Origin of the sequence: Sphingobium sp. B11D3A, assembly GCF_025961695.1 — a bacterium.
Lineage (GTDB): Bacteria > Pseudomonadota > Alphaproteobacteria > Sphingomonadales > Sphingomonadaceae > Sphingobium.
Genome location: NZ_JAOQOE010000001.1, coordinates 2,112,177 through 2,128,031 on the forward strand (window position 1 = coordinate 2,112,177; position 15,855 = coordinate 2,128,031).

The following is a 15,855-nucleotide window of genomic DNA, read 5'->3' on the forward strand; positions in this document are numbered from 1 at the left end:
GAGCGGGGGCGAGGCTGATCCTTAGCGCGCGCTGGCTAGTTCCAGCTCCCGCTCCACCTCCTGCTGGCCCTCGTCGATCTGGATGATGATCGCCCTGTAGCCCTGCCGCAGCAGCTCGCCCAGCCGCTGGACCGTGTTGACGACGATCGGAGGCCGCGCTGGCCCAGCCAAAGCGCTGGTGGGCGCGATTACGCCCAGCGTGAGATTGGCGGGCAGGATGATCTCGCCCGTGCCGGTCACCTGACCGCCGACGGGCGTGATGAACGTGTCCGTGATGATCTGGTTCGGGTTGATCTTGCCGCCAGCCACCACAGGCTGATCGTTGACCACGAACGACCCGTCGCCATTGCTGCTGATCTCCTTGAACACACCCTCGATGGTGCCGCCGGGCGCATCGACGATGAGCGCGCCGCCGTTGACCTGCACGTTGAGCGGCGTGTTCGACTGCAGCGAGATCGTGCCGCCCGAGCTGATGGTGCTGGTCACCGCGCCCGGTGCCGCCACCGACACGGCGCCACCGGCGTTGATCGCGCTGGAAATGCTGCCCGTGCCCGAGGTGACCGACGCGCTGCCCGCCGTGACGATCTGCGAGCTGATCGACCCGGCACTGGCCAGCACGGTGACCGGGCCGGTCGCCTTGATCGATCCGCTCACATTGCCGGACCCCGCCAAGACGCTCACGCCGCCGCCCGCATTGACCGTGCTCGATATGCCCGACTGCGAGGCGATGGACGCAGAGCCACCGGAGGTGACGGACGAGCTGACCGGCCCCGTCGCACTCAGCGCCACCGGCCCGGCCGCCTGGATGGAGCCACCCACGCTGCCGCTCGAGGTGAGCGAGACGCTGCTTTGCGAACTGACGTCGCGCGAGACATTGCTGGTGTAGGCAAGCTGCACCGGGCCGCCCGCTATGATCGAGCCAGTGCCCGAACCGCCCGCGCTGACCGCCACGGAGCCACCCGCCACGATGGGGCCGCTCTCGCTGCCAGTCACCGAAGCGCTCACATTGCCGAGCGTATCCAGCGTGTTCGCGCTGAACAGCTGGTTGCCACTTAATTGCGAGGTGAAGTCGCCCGCCAGCTTGACGGTTGCGGCGGAGAAGTTCCCGCCCGTGACGGACAGGCTGCCCAGCCGCACGCTTTCGCTGCCCAGATTGCCGAGGCTGACGTTACCATCCCCTGTGGCACCCGCAAGACCGGTGCCGGTGAGGAACGCCACGCTTTGCGCCGCATTGGCGGTGCCGATCAGATTGGGGCTGATCGCGATCGACCCGCCGGGACGCGCATCGAACTGGGTGAGCGCCTGTGTCAGGCGCAGCGCTGATCCGCTCGCCGTTCCGCTGAACGCCAGCCCGCTCGCCGTGTAGCTGCTGCCGTTCAGCACGACCTGATTGCCGGTCACGCGCGTTGCGCCAAGCCGGGTGATCTGGCCGATATTGCCCAGAGCCGCCGTGCTCGCATTCAGCGTAAACGTCTGGCCACCGCCTGCACTGCCGTTGATGGCGAGGAAACTGGCCACCGCCAGCGCATCGACCGTGGTGGCGCCGGCCAGCGTGGTGGCGCCGTTCACGGAGAAGCCGGTTGCGCTGTAGGTGCCGGCCAGCGTCGTCGCGCCGGTGTAGCTCTGCGCTCCCGTCGTGACAGCACCTGCGGTCATGATCTGACCGCCGGTCGCCGTGATGCTGCCGAGGTTCACCGACCCCAGCTCGATCGCGCCTTGCCCGGCGTTCACGGCCAGCGTCTGGGGTCCGCTGACGATACCCAGACGGACAGCTCCGCCGTTCGTCACCAACGTGGTTGCGCCACCAAGCGTGGTCGCGCCATCCACTCGGAAGGCGCTGCCGCCTGTGCTGAACGTGCCGGAGAGGCTGGTCGCGCCGGTATAGGTCTGGCTGGCGGTCGTGGCGATGTTGGTGGCCGAGAGCGTCGTACCCATGGCGTCCAGACGGCCGATCGCGGCGCTGCTGATCGCCACATTGTTGCCGCTCAGGCTCAGCCCATGGTTTCCGTCGACCGAGGCCAAGCTGATCGTGCCCGCCTGCGCTCCAATCACCATATCCCCGGAAAGGGTGAGGAGACCGGCGGCGGTAAAGCCACCCTGCCCCACCGTCACCGAGCCCCTGATGCTGCTGCCGGCCGCGCCGCCGCCAAGCGTCATCCCGTCCACAGTCGCGCCCTCGAAGATGAGCGCGCGCAGGCCGGACAGGCTGGCCGCTTCATTATAGCGCCCGGCGCCGACGAAGATCGCGTCGCCCGTGTTAGAGTCGTCGAAGGCCGACTGGAGCGAGAGCATCGCCGTCCCCCCGCCATCGAGCTGCCCCTCGCCGACATAATAGATGCCGCTGCTCGCCGTGCCCGACCAGCCCTGAACAAGGCTCGCGTTCGCCGCTGCAAGGTTGACGGCATAATTGAAGGCGTCCTGCCGGCTCTTCTGGAAGAAGGTGAACTGCGCGCCGTCCTGCCGGTGCTCCGCATTCCGGACGATATAATCGTAGCCTAGGATGTTGATCGCACCGGGCGCCGTCATCGTGGAAGAATTCTGCAGGTAGAGGCCGTTCGATTCACTGAAGCTGTTGCTCGCCTCGATCGTGATATTGGTGAGTTGCTGGGTGCTGCCACCACCGTCGATGTTGTTGGCCTGATAGAGCGCCAGCCCACCCCAGGCATTGCCGGCCGTCTGGCTGTTGCGCACAACGACATTGGCGCTGTCGGTGATCGAAATGCCGTTGCCGGCCACGACGCCGCTGACCGAAACCCCATCGATGGTCGCGCCGACGACGGCGTTCAGATCGAGACCGGTTTTGTGCGATCCGCTGATCGCCACATCAGTAATAGCAAAGCCAGTGTTGCGGGAGTCGGCATCGCCGCGCTTTTCAACCTTGATGCCATAGGTAGAGCTGGTGTTCGCTTGCGAGCCGAGCAACGCAAAGCCGCTCAAGGCGACATCGTCGGCATTCACCCTTATGCCGTAATGGCCGTGCCCGCTGGCATCGATCACGGTCAGCCCGGAGCCTTGGCCAACCACGTCGATATCCTTTGTGATAAACAGCGTGTCGGTGAGACTATGGGTGCCCGCCGACAGGTTCAGCCTGTTGCCATCTTGGCCCAGCGCCAGGGCGCGCCGCACAGCATCCGGGCCGGATACCGTGGTGACGAAGAGCTGGCCGGCCACCACATGGGCGAGACCCGCGCCGGCCACGTCGACGCCATGGGTAATCCGATCTTCGACAGCGAAGAGCTGGTCCAGCGTCAGTGCGCTCGCCAGCACCCCGTTGAAGCTGACTCCGGTCAGATCGAGATCATTCGCGCTGCGCCACACAATATGCTGCACGGTGGCGTCACCCGCGACGAAATTGTTGCCGCTGCCGAAGCTGAGTGTCCCCCCGCCGGCGACATTGGTCGGCAGGTAGAAATCATAGCGATTGTTGATGAAGCTGTTGCCGGTGATGGTCGTCGCCGTCGGCAGGCCAAAGCCGGGCTCGACAGCCAGAACCTGATTGTTGTTGGTGAAGATGTTGTCGGTGAGGTTCAGCGCCTCGACGCCGCGCATCATCAGCACGGCGCCGTAGGTGGCTTCGCCGCCGGGAGTCCAACTGCTCACGCCGACATCGCTGACGCTGTTGCCGACGAAATCGACGGTTCCGGCGCGGAACGCCTTGAAGATCGCGCCGAACGAGAGGTCCGAATCGCCGCCATTGCGCACGATATTCTGGGCGATCGTTACATCCGGATAATCGAAGTCGCCGCTCTGCTGCCGGAAGGCGATGTGCCCTGCCGTGTGGTCGAGCAGATTGCCGCTGAACACGACACTCCCAATCTGCGCGCCGTCATTGGCGCCACCCGCACCGCTGCGCGTATCGAACGCTGCCCAGCCACGGATATTGAGGAATTCCGAGCCGGTAATCGCGATATCGCCGCCAATCTGCCCGCCAATGAAGCCGTGGCGACCAGCGACATTCTCGCCGTCGATCCGCACGCCGCTCAGGGTTAGCCCGGTGATCGTCCCGCTGTTGCTGATCACCGCGGAGCCGGCCGAGCCCCGCACCGCGAAGTTCCGCAGGGTCAGTCCGCTCGGGCTGCCGCTGATCGTCATGCCGCCGGTGATGATCGTCTCATCCATGCCTGCGCCGCTCAGGGTCAGCGCCTTGGTGATGGCTGCGGTCTCTTCATAGGTGCCGGCGGCGACATTCACCGCCGCGCCGGACCGCGCATCGCCGATCGCTGTGTTGATCGACAGACCTTCGGCCACGGTGAAGATGTTGGTCAGGCCGCCCGGGCCGTATCCCTCGATCGAACTGGCCGCAGCATTGCCCACGTCCCGCGCGAAGCTGAGCGCATCCGCCAGGTCGGTGCGATAGAAGATGAACTGCCGGTCGAGATCATCGCTGCGATGATCGCTGTTGCGCACCGCATAATCGAAGCCGGTGAGGTTGAGCTGGCCGAACTGCTGCGTGGTCGATTCAAGCTGGCTGAACAGACCCAGCTGTTCTTCGAAGCTGTTGAGAGCAGCATCGATGGTGATGTTCGTCGTCTGCCCATTATAGCCGCTGCTCTTGTTGCTCTGATACAGGGCAACGCCGCCCCAATCATTGCCAAAGGTATGCACGCCCTCCAGCACCACATTGGCACTATCGGTGATCTGCACACCGGCCCCTTCCGTGAGAATTGCGTCGTCGGCGACGCTGCGGCCATCGGCGGTGAAGTTGGTGATGCGAGCACCGACCACACCGTTAAGGTCCAGCTCGGCTCGCCGCGAGCCACGCACCGTCACATTGCTGATCGCAAAGTCGTGGACCCGCTCGCTCGTTCCGCCCGGCGTGCTAACATGCCCCGCCGGATTGGGCTGGACCTTGATACCGTAATTACCGCCGGCGAGCGTGCTGCCATATAGCGTGAAATTCGACAGAGACACATTGTCGGCAAAGACGGAGATCGTCCCGAGCCCGTTGCCGCTGACCGCGCGTCCATCGAGGATCACGCCGCTTTCCGACTGGCCAGTCAGGGTCAGCGCCTTGCGGATGACGAGTTGCGAACTGCCAAGATCGTAGGTGCCGTCCCGCACCTCCACCATGCCGCCGGACACGACGGCGTTCACGCCAGCCTGTACCGACGACAGAGGCGTCGCCGCCGATCCCTGAGCGCCTCCGGAACCGTTTGTTGCGACTGTGACATGCGTTCGGTTCGAGGCGGTATAGGCCTGGTTGAACACGGACATACCGCCATTGGCGCCGCTCAGCGCCAGCAGTCGCCCCTGCTCCTCCAGCGAGATATTGGCGCCGAGCAGGCCGTTTCCGGACGTGGTCGTGGTGCCGTTCCACACCCCGTTCAGATGCAGGTTGATGCCCCACTCGTTGCCGAAAGCACCCGCGCTGTTGCCGCTGATCACGAACCCGGGGGCGGACCCATCGACATATTGGAGGGAAATGCCGCTCTTTGTATTGTCGATCAGATTGCCGGTGATCCGCAGATCGGCGACATTGCGTCCATCGACGAGAATGCCGTTGCGCACGCCGATGATGCTGTTGCCGGCGATCGTTGCGTTATCCGCGCTATTGAGCAGCGCGATGCCACGCGTAACCGAGCCTCCCCAATCAAAACCCGATGCGGTCGCGCCTTCGGGCAGCTTACCGATGAACCGCATGCCGGTAATCGTCACGTCATCGGCATTGACGGTCAGGCCGTTGATCTGCCCGCCGGTTAGCGGGAGCAAAATTGTCGCGAGACCATCTCCATTTATGGTGACGTTGTTACGCGAAACGGTCGCGCCGGCGGCGTAGATGCCCTCGCCCAGGTTCAGCAGCGTGCCACCGGCGACGGTGCCGATCACACCGAGCGCATCCCCGATCACATCGCCATTGCCGCTCACATCGGCACCGCCGATGTTGAGGGACATTTCCAGCGCCCCGTTGCCTACATTGATCTGCCCGGCCCCGCCGATGCGGGCGCCCTCCACGAGCATATCGCCAGACACGGACAGCGCCGAGGTGACGTCGATCCCGCCGGCCGCTCTGGCGCCGACCAGACCGTCCGCACCGGCATCGATGGTTCCGCTCATCGCAAGGTCGCCGCTCTGGGCGAACAGCACGACCGTCCCGTCGGGTTCGGAGGTCATGCCGGACGCCGTGAGCGTGCCGCTATTGACCACCTGATCGATCAGGGCACCGGCTGTCCGGGCCGTGAGCAGGATCTGGCCCCCGCGCGCGGCAATCGTGCCGCTGTTCTCGACCAGCGCATTGTCTGCACCGAGGCCGATTTCCAGAAAGCCGGTGCCATCCAGATCCAGTGTGGCGCTGCTGCCCGAGGCGAGCACGACGCGGCCAAGCCGGGCCGAAATCACGCCCTGATTGCGCACGCTCGGCGCAAAAAGCGCGGCAAGGCCCTGATCGGCAATGCTGATATTGGCGCCAGCGCTGACCACGATCTCGGCTGTCGATCCCTGCATACCGGTGAAGGCGAGCGGGCCGCCGTTCATGAAATCGGCATCCACCACATTGGCGCTGCTGGCGATCAAACCGCCGACATTCACGTCAGCCGTGCCGGCAAACATCACGCCATTGCTGTTGATCACCCCGACGATCCCGTTGGCATTGAGCGACCCGGCAATCTGCGATGGCGCGGTGCCCCCGACGACGCGGTTCAGCGCGACGGCGCTGGCGCCCGGCTGCGAAAAGGTGACCTGCGCATTCGAGCCGATGTCGAAGCTGTTCCACTCGATCAGCGCCCGATCGCTCGTCTGGGTGATGGCGAGGCTGGAGGAAGCAGGCGCGCCGATGATGGCGCTGCCGCCGACCACGACGCCGCCCGTCGGCAGAGTATTTGCGTCCTGCGCGAGAGCGGGGCGTGCGCTGGCCAGCGCGAGAATGGCTGCCGAGAGCAGCAGCGCGGTCCGGCGGCCACGAAGGGGTGAGAGGGCGGGCTGTGCTGCGAGAGTGGACGTGCTCATATCAGGTCTCCACGAAATCGGAACGATCGGCGCGACGAGGGTCGCGCCGGCTCAGTAAGCGGCGCTCAGGGACACGAAGATGCGGCCATCCCGGTTGCCCTCTGCGCTGACGGCGCGGTGGACGGGCTTGGCGTATTCCATCGAGAGGCTGAAACGGTCGGCAATGCCGGCCCGCAGGCCGACGCCATAGGATCGCAATCCGGCGCGCGGGCGCTCGCCCGGCAGCAGATCGTTCTGCCAGACACGGCCGCCTTCATAATAGACATAGGGTTCGACCGTCCCCATGCCGCGCGCGGCGATGGTGTAGAAAAGCTCCACCTTGCCGGCGATGCCCTTGTCCCCGGTGATCTCGGAGGGATCATAGGCGCGGCCATATTGGGCGCCACCCAAGCCGAACTCCTCAGAGGCCAGCAGGCTTTCGGCCGACCACTGACCCGTGGCGCCGAGCAGAAGATGCAGGCCGCGATAGAGGGGCTGCACCCGCGTGACTTCGCCATTGAGACGGGTGAACATCGCCGATGCAGTCCCTCGTGATTTCGCGGGGTCGCCCAGCCTTGTCGCATCGAAAACGTCGAGCCCCTGCGTCACGGAGGCGCGCAGCGTCGTCTGGCCGCCCAGCCGGTCGGCATGATTGCCCAGCAATTCGGCGGTGACGGTGCGAATGCGGTCATCGAAAACCGGATCGATCAGGCGATTGCGGGAACTGCTCTCCCGCGATTGCCAGGAGAACCGCCCGAGAACGTTGGTCTGCCGGCTGCGCACCAAGGGGTATTGGAGAGCAAGGCCCCAGCTGAAGCTCTTGCCCTTCACGGCCAGCACTCGCAGCTCGTCGCCCGGCTTGGTGCGCGCGAAGCTGGCAAAGCCGCTCATCCGCAGCCCGGAACCGCCGAGCGGCTGATCATAGGCACCAGACACGAAGGCCAGTTCACCGCTTTCATCAGGGGCGGCCACCGCGGTGAGGGCAAGGCGTCCGCCCAGCTGCGCGAGATCGTTGAAAACCAGCCCTCCGAAGAGTTGCACCGGCCCGAGCCAGCGCGATCCGCGATTATCCACCGCGACAAAGGCCTCGATCGGTTGGCGCGCGACGAGGAGAGAGAGGTCGGCGGCCCCTTCGTCGCTCGACGGGGTCAGCACGGCACGCACGCTGGCGCCTTTGAGGTCGCGCGCGAGCAGCAGCGCACGTGCGAGATCATCGCCCGAGGTCGGCCGCTCGGCCCGCACCGGCGCGAAATAGCCTTCGAGGAGCGGGCGATAGCCGCCGGGATCGCCCTCGACGCGCACGTCACCGATGAAGCCCTCGACAATGTTGATCGTCGCAACGCCGTTTTCGATACGCTGCGGCGCGACCACCGCGCGGGACAGCACGAAACCCCGGCGCCGATATTCCGTCGTCACCGCTTCCGCGAGCCGGAAAAGGTCGGCCAAGGTGATGTCGCGGTTGAGATAGGGTTGGGCCAGAGCGTTCAGAACGTCGAGCGGCACCGCGGTCGCTCCCTCGAACCGGATGAGGGAGAGGCGGAGCGGCGCCGTGCTCTCCGGCGCAGCCTCCGATGTGGGCGCCTGCGGGAGTTCCACCGGCGCGACCGAGGGCATGGCCGGCTGCCCGCGCAGACGCTCGTCGACCCTTCCGGGATCGACAGTCTGCTGCGCATGCGCGGATGTGCCCGCCAGCGCGATGGCGGCCAGCAATAAGCTACGAGTCGTCATGGTCATTCCGATCCCCTTGTTCCCCATCGGAAAGTGATTGAGCGCCACGATGCAGCCCCCCTGCATCGCGGTGTGCGAGCGCCGTCAGGCGGCTCTGAAATCTTTAACGAGAGCGGTTGTCGCGCGGCGGTCGGTAACCGTGACAGGCTGGCGGCCAAGTCCCGGCCCAGCTGAAGCCCGACAAGCCTTTTGCTCTTGCTGCAAAGCCCGTGATCGCAGGGCTCCGCAGGGCCACCTCACCGTGCCGGCCCGCTCATTCTGCGGTGGCAGCGATGTCAGCGGCTCAAGGCTACGCCATCGCGCGCCCCACATTCGGCGCGCGAAAACGCGCCTGTTTTCAAGATATTCAAAGGAAAACCCGCATAGCTCCACGACGGAGCATGGCGGCTTTCGAAGGCTCCTGGGGGAGCCCGGAAGATCACGCGGTGTCATGTTCGACCTTTCGGCAACCCCGCTATCCTGAAGGCTCAGGACCGGAGGCTTTGCGTCCCGCCGTTACCGACGGTTTGCCCTTTCGAGATCAAGGCGATCTCATCGGTCTGTTAATGGGCATAGTTAATCGAGCCCGTCAAGGTTAATGAGAGCCGATTGCAAAGATGAAGGATTAATAGAAATTTCACGCTGACCCACGTTCGCGTGAAAATTTCGTAGATTCCGGAATAATCCGGGCAGTCGCCAAGATAAGGAACGAGATTTGTCTTATGGCATTGCGGCTTCGCTACTCGCGCATCGCAATTGCTCTGCTAGGTTGCGCTGAAGACTATAGTTAAACTCTATTTAACTGACGCGGACCCTGGGATTTTGACATGCTCACTGCGATCGGCGGCGCGGTCGCTCCCCTGGCGGCCAACTGCTTACGCCGTAGGCGCGGACAGACCCACGCGCAGAAGCGCTCCGCACGTCCATTCAGACTGCCGGCGCTAGCTTTATCGCTGGAAGGAACCCGCGCGCACCTCGGCGCGCCGGGCGACCGTCAGAACGGAATTTCGTCGTCGTCCAGCCCGTCGTCGAACGCGCTGCTGCTCGAGCGCGCGCCGCTGCCGCCAGACGAGGAGCGACCACCGCCGAAGTCGTCGTTACCGCCGCCCCAGCTATCGTTGCGGCTGCCGCCACCACCGCCCTGACCGCCGCCGCCACCGCCACCGCCTTGGCCGCCGTCGAGCATCGTCATCACAGCGCCGGGGCCGGAGAGCACGATCTCGGTGGAATAGCGGTCCTGCCCGTTCTGGTCCTGCCATTTGCGGGTCTGCAACGAGCCTTCGAGATAGACCTTCTTGCCCTTGCGCAGATATTTTTCGGCAATGCCGATCAGGCCATCCGAGCGGATCACGACGCTGTGCCATTCGGTCCGCTCACGGCGCTCGCCGGAGGCGCGATCGGTCCAGTTTTCCGACGTCGCGATGCGCAGATTGCAGATGCGTCCGCCATTGCTGAAGCTCTTCACTTCAGGATCGGCACCGAGATTGCCGACCAGAATGACCTTGTTGACGCTGCCTGCCATGGAGCCCTCCGAAAAACGCGACGAGGATAGGAAATCGAACGGCTGCTTATAAAGCTGAACGGCGTCTCGTCCAGATCGCAATACCGCTCTGCATGTGCCTTGCGTCGATTAAAGGCCGAAGGCGACGGCCGTCCAATAGGTCGCGCCCGCGGCCAGCCAGGCCAGCCCGAACAGATAGGCCGTCATGAAGAGCGGCCAGCGCCAGCCATTGGTCTCCCGCCGGGCAACCGCGATGGTCGACAGGCATTGCGGAGCGAACACGAACCAGGCGAGGAAGGCCAGCGCCGTCGGCAGCGACCAGCGCCCCTGCAGGCGTTCGCCAAGTGTGCGGGCGGTCTCGTCCTCATCCTCACTGGCCTCGATGGCATTGGCCGTCGCGAGCGCCGACACCGCGACCTCACGCGCTGCCATGGCCGGGATCAGCGCCAGCGCGATTTCATGATTGAACCCCACGGGCCGCAGCACCGGCTCGATCACGCTCGCGATGCGCCCCGCCGCACTATACTCGACCAGGCTGGCCGAACTGCCCGCCGGCGGCTTGGGGAAGGAGAGCAGCAGCCACAGGACAATGGTGGTGCCGAAGATGATCGTGCCGGCGCGGCGCAGGAAGATCCACGCACGCTGCCACAGGCCGATGATGACGTCGCGCAGCATCGGCATCTGATATTTCGGCAATTCCATCAGGAAGCTGCCGCCCGGCCCCTTGATGACGCCCATGCGCAGCAGCATCGCGACGATGACCGCGCCGATGATGCCGGAGACATACAGCGCGAAGAGCACCAGACCCTGCAGGCCAACCCCGCCCCAGACCGTGGTCGAGGGGATGAAGGCGGCGATGATCAGCGTATAGACCGGCAAGCGCGCCGAGCAGGTCATCAGCGGCGCAATGAGGATGGTCGTGAGGCGATCCTTTGGGTCCGAGATGGTCCGCGTCGCCATGATGCCGGGAATCGCGCAGGCGAAGCTGGAGAGCAGCGGAATGAACGCGCGACCGGACAGGCCGACCCGCGCCATCAGACCATCCATCAGGAAGGCGGCGCGGGTCATGTAGCCCGTCGCCTCCAGCATGAGGATGAAGAAGAAGAGAATGAGGATCTGCGGCAGGAAGACGACCACCGACCCCACGCCGTTGATGACGCCCTGTACGATGAGATCGCGCACGAAGCCTTCGGGCAGGATCGCTTCCATCGCTGCCTGAAGGGAGGCGAACGCTTCCTCGATCATCGCGATCGGGGCCTCTGACCAGGCGAACACGGCCTGAAAGATGACGAACAGCAGCGCCAGCAGGATGAGCGGACCCAGGAGCGGGTGGAGCACGATCCGGTCGATCTGGGCCGTGATCCGGCGGGTCGGCGTTTCGGCGACGATGGCGCGCTGCGCGATCCGGCGCGCTTCGCGCCGCAGATCATCTGCGTCCCGCGCTGCGTGCGTTGCGAGGACGGCGGGCGCGGGAGCATGGGCTGGCACCGCCGCCACCATGGCCGCCTTCAGATCATCCAGCCCGCGCCGGCGCACGGCGACGGTCGGGATGACCGGTACGCCGAGGTCGGCCGCAAGCTGCGTCGCGTCCAGTTCCAGTCCGTCGCGGGTCGCCAGATCGACCATGTTCAGCGCCAGAACGCAGGGCGAGCCGAGCGCGATCAATTCCAGCGCGAAGCGCAGGTGATTGTCGAGATTGGCGGCATCGACGACGATGACGAGGAGGTCCGGCCGCCGTTCGCCTTCCTGATGGCCGAACACGACGTTGCGGGTCACCTGCTCGTCCGGGCTCTTCGCATCGAGACTATAGGTGCCGGGAAGATCGACGAGATCGGCTGTCCGCCCATCCGGCAGCACCAGCCTTCCGAGCTTGCGCTCAACGGTGACGCCCGGATAATTGCCGACCTTCTGGTGCGCGCCGGTCAGCGCATTGAAGAGCGCGCTCTTGCCGGCATTGGGGTTGCCGACCAGCGCGATGGTGAAGCGATCATCCATCACGCCGCTGCCCCACCTGCATCAGCCGCAGTACGGACATGGATGGCATCGGCATGCGCTGCCCTCATGGCGACGATCATGCGCCCGATGCGGCAGGCATGCGCGCCGCGACCGGTAAATCCGGCGCGATGGAGCAGTTCAACGCTGGCGCCCTCATGCAGGCCGAGCTCACGCAAGCGGCGACCGTCCATCTCGGATATGGCGTTCCAGTCGACACTGTCGACATAGGCTGGGCGATTGGGTTCTAGGGAGGTCAGGCGCAACGCAATATCGATCTCTGGTGGTTTTGCGAACGACTATCAATATCGCCCGATAGAAGCAAGGCGATGCTGGCGCGGCCGTGGCTTATCGGCAGGACGCCAGATGTTTAGCGCCCCCGGTAGCGCAGCCTGCCCAGGAAGCGCGCCATGCTGAAATGCTGGTCGGTCTGCCCAGTCAGCCGGCCCTTGGCTTTCTCGAACCGCATGATCCCTTCGATCCGCCGCGCCAGAAAGGCACGGGTGTCGGCATAATCTGCGCTCTCGTCATTGACGAAGACGAGCAGGGTCGCGGCATAGACCCCTGCCAGCGTGGTGCGCTTGGAATAATGATTATAGTCCACCGCGCGGTCGCCAGCGGCACGCCACATCGCATCGGCAGCGCGCCAGCCCAGCCGGGTCGCCCGCGGCAGGTTGAGCGGCATCGCCAGCACGGCCTGAGCGCGGCGCAGCGCCTCGCGATTGGGCGCCAGCACCGCAAGCCGGGCTTCGACCAGTGCCGTGATCCGCTCACGAATTTTCATCGCAGCCAGACGCTCCGCCGGCAGGGCATCGAGCATGGCCTGATCGACGCTGGCGAACCACGCATCGATCATGGTCAGAGCGCCGCCGGAGAAAGCCAGCGCCGCCACGTCCCGATCCACACCAGCGGTGTCGGCTGCGACCGCGAGCGCCGCGTCGGACCAGCCATCGAAGGCGGCATTGGCCGCGATCAACGGCGCGAGCCGCAGTCGCAGGTCGTCCAGGGTCTCATCAGCCAGCAGACCGGCGGTCTGCGGCGCGGCGGTGGAGGGCGCGAGGGTCATGCCTCTGCTCTACGGCATTTTCACGCGCGAGGAAATCGCTGCCGCCATCGCCATGACCGTCTCAGCGATACTCTTCGGCGATCTCCAGCATGCGGATCGCAGCAACGGCGGCCTCGCCACCCTTGTTCTTGCGGGCCGGATCGGCACGTTCGAGCGCCTGCGCCTCGTTTTCCACGGTCAGAATGCCATTGCCGATCGGGATGCCATCCATGGTGAGCGCCATCAGTCCACGCGCGCTCTCGTTGGAGACAATCTCGAAATGATAGGTTTCGCCACGGATCACGACGCCGATGGCGACGAAGCCCTCATAGCGCCCGCTCTCCGCGGCCAGCGACACGGCAGCCGGAATCTCCAGCGCGCCGGGCACGGTGAGTACGTCGACCAGATGCCCCGCCGCCTCCAGCGCCGCCCGCGCGCCGGCGATGAGCATATCATTGAGGTGGTCATAGAAGCGTGCTTCGACGATCAGAAACTTGGCCATGTCGGTTCCTTTCAAGACATATGTTCGTGAGCTTATCTGAACGCCGTGCCGGCAATCACCGCGAGCGTGCCCGCCATCACCAGCAGACCGCCCGTCAGGCGGCGCCAGCCGAGCCTCTCCTTGAGCATCCAAGCGCCGAGCACAAGCCCGAAGACGATGCTCGATTCGCGCACCGCCGCCACCGCGCCGACTGGCGCCAGACCGAGCGCGAACAGCGCCGGGGCAAACGCGACCACGGCCATCACTCCGGCCCGAAGCCCGGCGACCCTGTCGCGGATCATAAGGGACAAGGCGTTGCGACCGTGCCGCACCACCAGAGCGGCCGGCATGGGGAATGACCCGAGCAGGAAGAACCAGGCGATGAAGGTCAGCGAATCGGGGGCCGCCCGTACGCCCTTGGCATCGACCAGCGTGTAACAGGTGGTGAGCAGCCCGGCGATGGCGGCGGCGGCAAAGCCGGCTGGCGAAATGGAGCGGCCGCTCGCCAGCACCAATATGCCGGCGCTCACGACCGCGATCCCAGTCAGGACAAAACCGTCCAACCGGTCGCCCAGCAACGCCATACCGAGCAAGGCGGTGAACACCGGCACGAAGCCGCGGGCGATGGGATAGGCGGCATTGAAATCGCTGACCGAATAGGACCAGGAGAGGACGAGCTGGTAGATGGCATGAACCACGACGGCCGCGAGCAGCCAGGGCCAGAGCACTGCCGGCGGCAGGCCGATCCACAGCACGAATGGCAGGGCGAGCACGAATTCGACGCAGCGAATCCAGGCTAGCACCGCCAGCTTGTTCTCGCCCGATTTGAGCAGCGCATGCGCTGCCGCCGAGGCGAGCGCCGAAAACAATGCGAGCAGGAGGCCGGTCAGAACCGCCGCAGCGCTCCCTTCGATCATGGTCAGACGCCCGTGATCGCCCGCTCCTCGACAACCGCCAGATCATAGCCATCCAGCGCGATCAGATTGTGGTGGCTGTTGGTGAGCAGGATCATGTCATGCACGCCGAGATCGGCCAGGATCTGCGCGCCGACGCCATAATCGCGCAGCTCGTCCATACCGGCTGGGCTTGCTTCACCAGTGCGGATTTTCATCTGCCGGCTGAACCGGTCTTCGCTCGGGCGATTGATGACGACGATGACGCCGGCCCCTGCCTCGGCGATCATTTCCATCGCGCGGGAGAGCAGGCTGGCGCGCGGCCCTTCTTCCCCGAAAATATCGGTGAAGACAGACACCTGATGCATGCGCACGAGCGTCGGCTGCTCGGGCGTGACATGCCCCTTGATGAGCGCGACCTGTTCGGACTCGGTCGCGCGATTGAAGAAGGTCACCGCGCGCCACTCGCCGCCCCAGCGGCTGGTGAACGTGGCTTCTGCGCGTCGCTCCAGCATGTGATCGTTGCGGCGGCGATAGGCGATGAGATCGCGAATGGTACCGATCTTGAGGCGATGCTTCTGCGCGAAGGGGATGAGATCATCGAGGCGGGCCATGGTCCCGTCGTCCTTCATAATCTCGCAGATCACGCCGGAGGGATTGAGACCCGCCAGCCGCGCGACGTCCACCGCCGCCTCAGTATGGCCGGTGCGCACGAGCACCCCGCCATCGCGTGCGATCAGCGGGAAAACATGGCCCGGCGTCACGATGGCCTCGCGCCCCTTGGAGGCATCGATAGCCACAGCGACGGTCCGTGCGCGGTCGGCTGCGGAGATTCCGGTGGTCACGCCTTCGCGGGCCTCGATCGATACCGTGAAAGCCGTCTCATGCCGGGTGCCGTTGCTGGCGCTCATCAGGTTGAGGCCCAGCGTTTCGACGCGCTGACGGGTCAGCGCCAGACAGATGAGGCCGCGGCCGTGCGTGGCCATGAAGTTGATCGCATCCGGGGTGGCCATCTGCGCGGGAATGACCAGATCGCCCTCATTCTCGCGATCCTCGTCGTCGACCAGAATGAACATCCGGCCATTGCGCGCCTCGTTGATGATCTCCTCGGCGCTAGCCAAGGCCGTCCCGTGCGCGCGGGCGAGCAGATAGCTTTCCAGCTTGCCCAGTGTGTCGGCGGTGGGATTCCAGTCGGCTTCATCCAGCCGGCGCAGGCTGTTGGCGTGGAGCCCGGCGGCACGGGCGAGACCGGAGCGGGACAGAATGCCATCGCGCACCAGCTTACGTACGTTTTCGATCAATTCGCTGCTCATGA

9 protein-coding genes and 1 riboswitch are annotated in these 15,855 nt (G+C 65.2%); all 9 genes read right to left on the reverse strand.

Annotation, left to right across the window (positions count from 1 at the left end; translation table 11 throughout):
• Nucleotides 1–21 precede the first annotated feature (21 nt).
• A complete protein-coding gene (locus M2332_RS10055) occupies nucleotides 22–6,942 on the reverse strand; it encodes a beta strand repeat-containing protein (RefSeq protein WP_264573936.1) in 6,921 nt (2,306 codons plus the stop codon).
• Between the two features lie 51 nt (nucleotides 6,943–6,993).
• The gene (locus tag M2332_RS10060) at nucleotides 6,994–8,655 is read right to left on the reverse strand and encodes a ShlB/FhaC/HecB family hemolysin secretion/activation protein (protein WP_264573937.1); all 1,662 of its coding nucleotides are present in this window, start codon (nucleotides 8,653–8,655) and stop codon (nucleotides 6,994–6,996) included.
• A gap of 435 nt (nucleotides 8,656–9,090) precedes the next feature.
• Nucleotides 9,091–9,170: riboswitch (cyclic di-GMP riboswitch) on the reverse strand.
• Nucleotides 9,171–9,622: 452 nt separating this feature from the next.
• Nucleotides 9,623–10,150 (reverse strand): single-stranded DNA-binding protein, encoded by a 528-nt coding sequence (gene ssb / locus M2332_RS10065; RefSeq protein WP_264573938.1) that lies wholly within the window; start codon nucleotides 10,148–10,150, stop codon nucleotides 9,623–9,625.
• A 108-nt stretch (nucleotides 10,151–10,258) separates the two neighbouring features.
• Nucleotides 10,259–12,124 carry a ferrous iron transporter B gene (gene feoB, locus M2332_RS10070; RefSeq protein WP_264573939.1) on the reverse strand — a complete coding sequence of 622 codons (1,866 nt, stop codon included), beginning with the start codon at nucleotides 12,122–12,124 and terminating at the stop codon, nucleotides 10,259–10,261.
• Nucleotides 12,124–12,387, reverse strand: coding sequence for a FeoA family protein (locus M2332_RS10075; protein WP_264573940.1), 264 nt, complete (start codon nucleotides 12,385–12,387; stop codon nucleotides 12,124–12,126). Before M2332_RS10075 ends, feoB begins: the two co-directional genes overlap by 1 nt.
• Before the next feature lie 104 nt (nucleotides 12,388–12,491).
• Complete coding sequence (locus tag M2332_RS10080) at nucleotides 12,492–13,187, reverse strand: COQ9 family protein (protein ID WP_264573941.1); 696 nt, start codon at nucleotides 13,185–13,187, stop codon at nucleotides 12,492–12,494.
• Between the two features lie 61 nt (nucleotides 13,188–13,248).
• Nucleotides 13,249–13,668 (reverse strand): 6,7-dimethyl-8-ribityllumazine synthase, encoded by a 420-nt coding sequence (ribH, locus tag M2332_RS10085; RefSeq protein WP_181561158.1) that lies wholly within the window; start codon nucleotides 13,666–13,668, stop codon nucleotides 13,249–13,251.
• Between the two features lie 32 nt (nucleotides 13,669–13,700).
• Nucleotides 13,701–14,564, reverse strand: coding sequence for a DMT family transporter (locus M2332_RS10090; protein ID WP_264573942.1), 864 nt, complete (start codon nucleotides 14,562–14,564; stop codon nucleotides 13,701–13,703).
• Nucleotides 14,565–14,566: 2 nt separating this feature from the next.
• Nucleotides 14,567–15,853 carry a 3,4-dihydroxy-2-butanone-4-phosphate synthase gene (gene ribB, locus M2332_RS10095; protein ID WP_264571710.1) on the reverse strand — a complete coding sequence of 429 codons (1,287 nt, stop codon included), beginning with the start codon at nucleotides 15,851–15,853 and terminating at the stop codon, nucleotides 14,567–14,569.
• Nucleotides 15,854–15,855: the final 2 nt, after the last annotated feature.